Genomic DNA, 5,116 nt, shown 5'->3' on the forward strand with positions numbered 1-5,116 from the left:
GTGATGGTGTATTCACCATTTTCATTGGTTACCACGCCGCGGGTGGTGCCTTTCAGCTGTACGGTTACGCCGGGCAGCGGCTCACCTTTTTCATTGGTGATGCGGCCTTTTATTTCCTGGTCGGGTGGCGCCATTTCAGCCGGCGCCTGCAGCGCTTTGCGTTTAATAATGATCACCTTACCGGAGATGCTGTAGGTAAGCGGCTGCCCCTGAAAGCAGGCATCCAGCGTGGTTTGCAGGGAGGCGTTCTTCAGCTCCAGGCTTACTTTCGGTAGCTGCTGCAGCTGCTCATCCGTATACAGGAAGGCGTAGCCGGTTTGCTTGCGGATCTCTTTAAACGCCTGGTCCAGGGAAATATTCCGTTGCGAAAGGGTAACTGTTTGTGCATACCCGGCCGCGTGTACCTGCAGCAGGGTGATGGTCATCAAAAGCACCGTTAATTTCATGATCAGGAATGTTTTTACTAATAATCGTGGAAATGTTTTGCCCCACGCGAGCCTTCTTAGCCCGCTTTGGGAAAAAAGCGTCAATTGCATACATTTGTATGGTTTGGGTTGATAATGAAAATTGCCGTAAGCGATTGTAATTACAGGCCTGAATTGACCGGGGGCGCCGCGAACGCTCCCGGTTTTTTTGCCTTTACTAAATGGGTGTAGGAATAAACATTAAGGACTCATGTGTTCAGTTTTTTAACGTAGCATTTTTTAAGTGGCATAGATTAGATTAAGGTGATACGATCAGTTGTTTTCCTTTTATTTCAAAGTGTACTTCGCCGGTTAGCTCCATCATTTTTAATACCTGTGATACGGGCACATTCCTGGGGATAATGCCCCGGAAGTGCGCAGCCACGGGCGCTTTGTACACTACCTCCACATCGTACCAGCGGGCTATGAGCCGCATGGCGGAGGTGATGTCGTTGCCTTCCAGCTGTATAAAGCCATTCTTCCAGGCTACTGCTTCTTCTGTATTTATATTGTCCTGTAAGGTGAGTGTGCGTTGCTGCTTATCCAGGCTGGCGCCCTGGCCGGGACGCAGCTGCTTGCTGCTGCCATGGCTGTTTACGCGTACGGCGCCTTCGAGCAGGGTGGTTCTTACCTGCTGCTCATCTTCATAAGCCATAATATTGAAATGGGTACCCAGCACGGCTACCTGCATACTATCCGGGCTGCCGCCGGTATGGGTAAGCACATTTACCCGGAAAGGCCGGGCGGCATTGGCGGCCACTTCAAAATAGGCTTCGCCGTTCAGCTCAACCTGCCGGTTAGCACCGGTAAATGCGGTGGGATATTTTAAGGTGCTGGCAGCATTGAGCCATACTTTGGTGCCATCCGGCAAGGTTACCTGGAACTGGCCGCCGCGCGGTGTTCGCAGGGTATTGTATTGCATAAGCGCGGTGCTGCCTGCTGTTTGCTGTGTGTAGGTGAGCTGGCCTGCGCCGGGTTTGGAAACCTTTGTATTGCCTTGTTGCGCCAGCAGGCCATTGGCGGTGCTATCCAGCGGCACCTGGGTACCATCTGCCAGGATCAGCACTGCTTTGTTGCCACCGGGGGCTACATCATGGGCAGGTTGTGGCGTAACGGCGGCCAGCGGGGCAGGAGCGGGCTTTTGCAATAACCAGTACGCCCCTCCGGAGAGCAGTAGGGCGCCGGTTATAACGGCTGCTGCCATCCATCCGCGCCGGCGCTGTGGCAGTGGTATTACGTTGTCTTCCTCTGGTCGGTCAGCTGCCAGGATATTGCTGGCTACCTGGTCCCAATAGGCTTCATCATATTCTGCTGTTTCCGGTGGAAGATCTTTACGCAGCAGTTTTTCCACCAGGCGGGCGGTATCGCCGCTTTGGTCGGCCTGAACCAGGTCTGATAATTCCTGTAGCTCTGCAACGGTAGCGGTCTGGCGCACAGCCTGTTGCAACAGGTATGCTAAACGGTCTTGGATAGACAATTTGTTGGTTGTTTAAATGTTAAACGTGGCAATCTCATAAACGTAGAACTCTTAAATCTTTCTGACAAGGCAGAAAGTCCCCTTATACTAACAGACGCGTAAGTAAACAATCAGGACCTATGGAAAAGAAAATTTTTTTTCAGGCGGTGAGCAGCCATATTATAAGGGTGGGAAAAAGGTAGCCGGACAGCTCCAGCTGTTTTCGGATAAACTGTAAGGACCTTACCAGGGAGTTTTTAACGGTATTGGGGGAAATGGACAGCTCCTGCGCTATCTCCGGTATTTTCAGGCCCTTATCCCGGCTTAGCAGGTAAATACGTTTAGCCTGCGGCGGTAGCTGTGCAGCGGCCATGCTTACCTGTTTGAGCATGGAATGGTAGATGATGCTTTCCTCTGTAGTGCTGATGTGCTCCTCTGCCGCGGCGTGGGTGCTGATGGCATCCATTACTTTATGATGCACGGCCTGTTTGCGCAGGTAGGAGAAGGACTGATGAAAAACAATACGCAGCAGCCAGGAGTGCGGGTTTTCTATTTCAAGCAGCTTATCGCGGCTGATCCAGATGCGCAGAAAGGTTTCCTGGATAATATCGTCTGTAATGGCGGGGGCTTTGGTAAGGTGGAGGATGAGGGGGCGCAGCTCGGGAACATACCGGCGAAAGAGCAGCCGGAAAGCGGATTCGTTGCCTTCCGAGATCAGCTGGAATAGTTCCTTATCATTATACTGCATGTGCATACCATTGAGACGCCTTGCGCTAAAAGTAGGAAAATTTAATTTTTGGTTAGGATTTTACTTGCTGATCTGCTTTTTTGCTCTGGAGGAAACTGGTTTTTTGTATCGGGTGGCAGGGGAGTGGGAAGCGCGGGGCAGTCAGGAGCACAAGGGAACTCCGCACTATAATTGGCCGCGATATTGCGGCATAATAGCAAATACGATTGTTTAACCTGTAATACATTTCTTATGACCAATCAACAGTATCAACAATGTCTGGAAGCCTGCCAGGCTTGTGCTACCGCCTGCCACCAATGCGCTGTGGCCTGTTTGAACGAAAAGGATGTGGAAATGCTGAAGACCTGTATCCAGCTTGACCTTGAGTGTGCCGTGATCTGTAATGCCGCTGCCACTGTAATGAGCATGGAGGGCCGGTTCAGCGATCAGCTATGCCGCATATGTACCGACATTTGTAATGCCTGCGCGGATGAGTGTGAAAAGCATGCTCAGCACGGCATGGAACATTGTAGAAGGTGTGCCGACATGTGTAGAAAATGTGCAACTGCCTGTGAGGAGATGGCGGCTGTGGGGCATTAATGGAAGTTATTTTATTAAAGCGGGGCAGGGGCTCCGCTTTTTTTGTTCGTCGAGGTTTGTTTGTTAATGCCGGAAATAATATTTTCTTTTGGGTAGAATTACATCAAGCAAACCACCCAAATGAGATCCACATCCTCCAAACCATTGCTTTGGGCCGTATTTATTATATACGTAATGTTGTTCTGCTTTGCTATGTACCGCCACGAGCTGTGGGGCGATGAATACCACAGCTGGAACATTGCCAAAGCCAGTAGAAATGTGTGGGAGCTGCTCAGCAATATCCGTTATGAAGGGCATCCGCCTTTATGGTACCTGATCCTTTTTACTATCTCAAAGTTCACCCATAACCTGGGCGGCATACAGGCGGTACACCTGTGTATTGCTATAGTAGCTGTTTATATATTGCTGCTGCATTCTGATATGCCTGTTGCAAGCCGGATATGGATACCATTTGGCTATTACTTACTGTTTGAGTTCACCCTCTTAAGCCGGAACTATGCCATTGGCCTGCTGCTGGCTTTTTGCATTTGCATGATCATACACCGGCAGTTCCGTGGTAAACTGTTAGTGTATTACCTGCTGCTGTTCTTATTAACCAATACCCATTTGCTGGGCATATTCCTGGCCGGCAGCCTGCACCTGTACTTCTTAATATACCGCGCAGAACAAAAGGAGAAAGCCGGTTTAGTGGTATTACATGGTTTGCTGGGGATATTGCTGGTCATCCCGGCGCTAAGCTTTGTTTTTCCACCATCAGACAGTGTGTTAAACCCGCAATTCTTTAGCAACAAATGGCAGCTGAAACAGCAGGCAGCCACTATTGTACTGGCGCCATTGCGGGCGCTGATGCCCATACCTGTATGGTGGGACGACCATTTCTGGAATACGCAATTCCTGATAGACGCACAGCGGCAGTTCCCGGTGTTAAAGATCGTTAACCCAATTTTATCTTTAGGGTTACTGGTGCTGGTGTTTTTTATACTCCGTGGTAACAAGAAAAGCCTGCTCCTGTTTGGGGTAAATTTATTGCTCACCTTTGCTACTGCTGCTATTTTTCCTTTAACCAGCGCACGTTACGTAGGGTTTATTTATATAGGGTTTATTGTGGCGTATTGGTTATATGCCAGTGAAACGCCTACCACTCTCGGGGCGCGTAGATTGGCAGGTATTTTATTGGCATTGCAGCTGGCCGGTGGTGCGATCGCTGTTACAAAAGATATCCGTTATCCTTTTTCAAATGCTTACAGAGCACATGGGTTATTTTCGGAAGTGCCGCCCAGTGATAAAATAGTTACGGACTACTGGTGTTTGAATGTATTATCCGCTTTTGTAGATAAACCTTTTTATTGCGTGGACCTGGGCCAGGAGGTAACTTTTTTGAAGTGGAAGGCGGATGTGTTTAAGACTGTTATTAATGGTGAAAGCACGCATTATGACGGTATGATGAAGTATATGGCGGTTAATAATTTGCGGTATGTGTATTTTATGACCATTTATTCGCCGGAGGCGCTGCGCAAGCTGGATCCGCAGTTTGTGGATTGTTTTAAGCTGGAGCTGATAGATAAAAGGGAGGGAGCGATAGAGAAGTATGGGGATCTGTATTTGTATAGGGTGAGGGAGAGGTAATGATGAATAGATATTTTAAATATGCTGATGAGGACGTGTTTTGTTATGTTGAGCTGGATGAAGCGTTGTATTGCTTGAGGGCCGTTTACGAGGTTGGGGAGGGATTAATTAATACCAGCCTGCAGGTTGAGCATGAGATCTTTTTTTTGCCGAAAGGTAGCTTTAAAGATCATATCGATGCTATTACTGAAATAGAGAAAGCTGCATTTGACGATGTTTGGAGCCGATCGATACAACCCTACC

6 protein-coding genes are annotated in these 5,116 nt (G+C 48.8%); 3 read left to right on the forward strand and 3 right to left on the reverse strand.

The window, feature by feature from the left end:
- The 3 genes from VIM87_RS07115 to VIM87_RS07125 form a co-directional block, all read right to left on the reverse strand.
- A partial coding sequence (locus VIM87_RS07115) for an STN and carboxypeptidase regulatory-like domain-containing protein (protein WP_331996310.1) occupies positions 1–446 on the reverse strand: 446 nt, incomplete at its 3' end.
- A gap of 277 nt (positions 447–723) precedes the next feature.
- Positions 724–1,941 carry a FecR family protein gene (locus VIM87_RS07120; RefSeq protein ID WP_331996311.1) on the reverse strand — a complete coding sequence of 406 codons (1,218 nt, stop codon included), beginning with the start codon at positions 1,939–1,941 and terminating at the stop codon, positions 724–726.
- Between the two features lie 139 nt (positions 1,942–2,080).
- Positions 2,081–2,668 (reverse strand): RNA polymerase sigma-70 factor, encoded by a 588-nt coding sequence (locus VIM87_RS07125; RefSeq protein ID WP_331996312.1) that lies wholly within the window; start codon positions 2,666–2,668, stop codon positions 2,081–2,083.
- 498 nt (positions 2,669–3,166) lie between these two features.
- On the opposite strand from VIM87_RS07125, the gene VIM87_RS07130 reads away from it, so the two are divergent.
- From VIM87_RS07130 to VIM87_RS07140, 3 genes are all read left to right on the forward strand, one after another.
- Entirely contained in the window at positions 3,167–3,247 is an 81-nt protein-coding gene (locus tag VIM87_RS07130) for a four-helix bundle copper-binding protein (RefSeq protein WP_331996315.1), read from the forward strand.
- A 120-nt stretch (positions 3,248–3,367) separates the two neighbouring features.
- A complete protein-coding gene (locus tag VIM87_RS07135) occupies positions 3,368–4,873 on the forward strand; it encodes a hypothetical protein (protein ID WP_331996313.1) in 1,506 nt (501 codons plus the stop codon).
- Between the two features lie 35 nt (positions 4,874–4,908).
- Positions 4,909–5,116: hypothetical protein (locus VIM87_RS07140; RefSeq protein WP_331996314.1), on the forward strand; the 208-nt coding region annotated here is incomplete at its 3' end.

The sequence above is a fragment of the Chitinophaga sp. genome (assembly GCF_036569125.1).
Lineage (GTDB): Bacteria > Bacteroidota > Bacteroidia > Chitinophagales > Chitinophagaceae > Chitinophaga.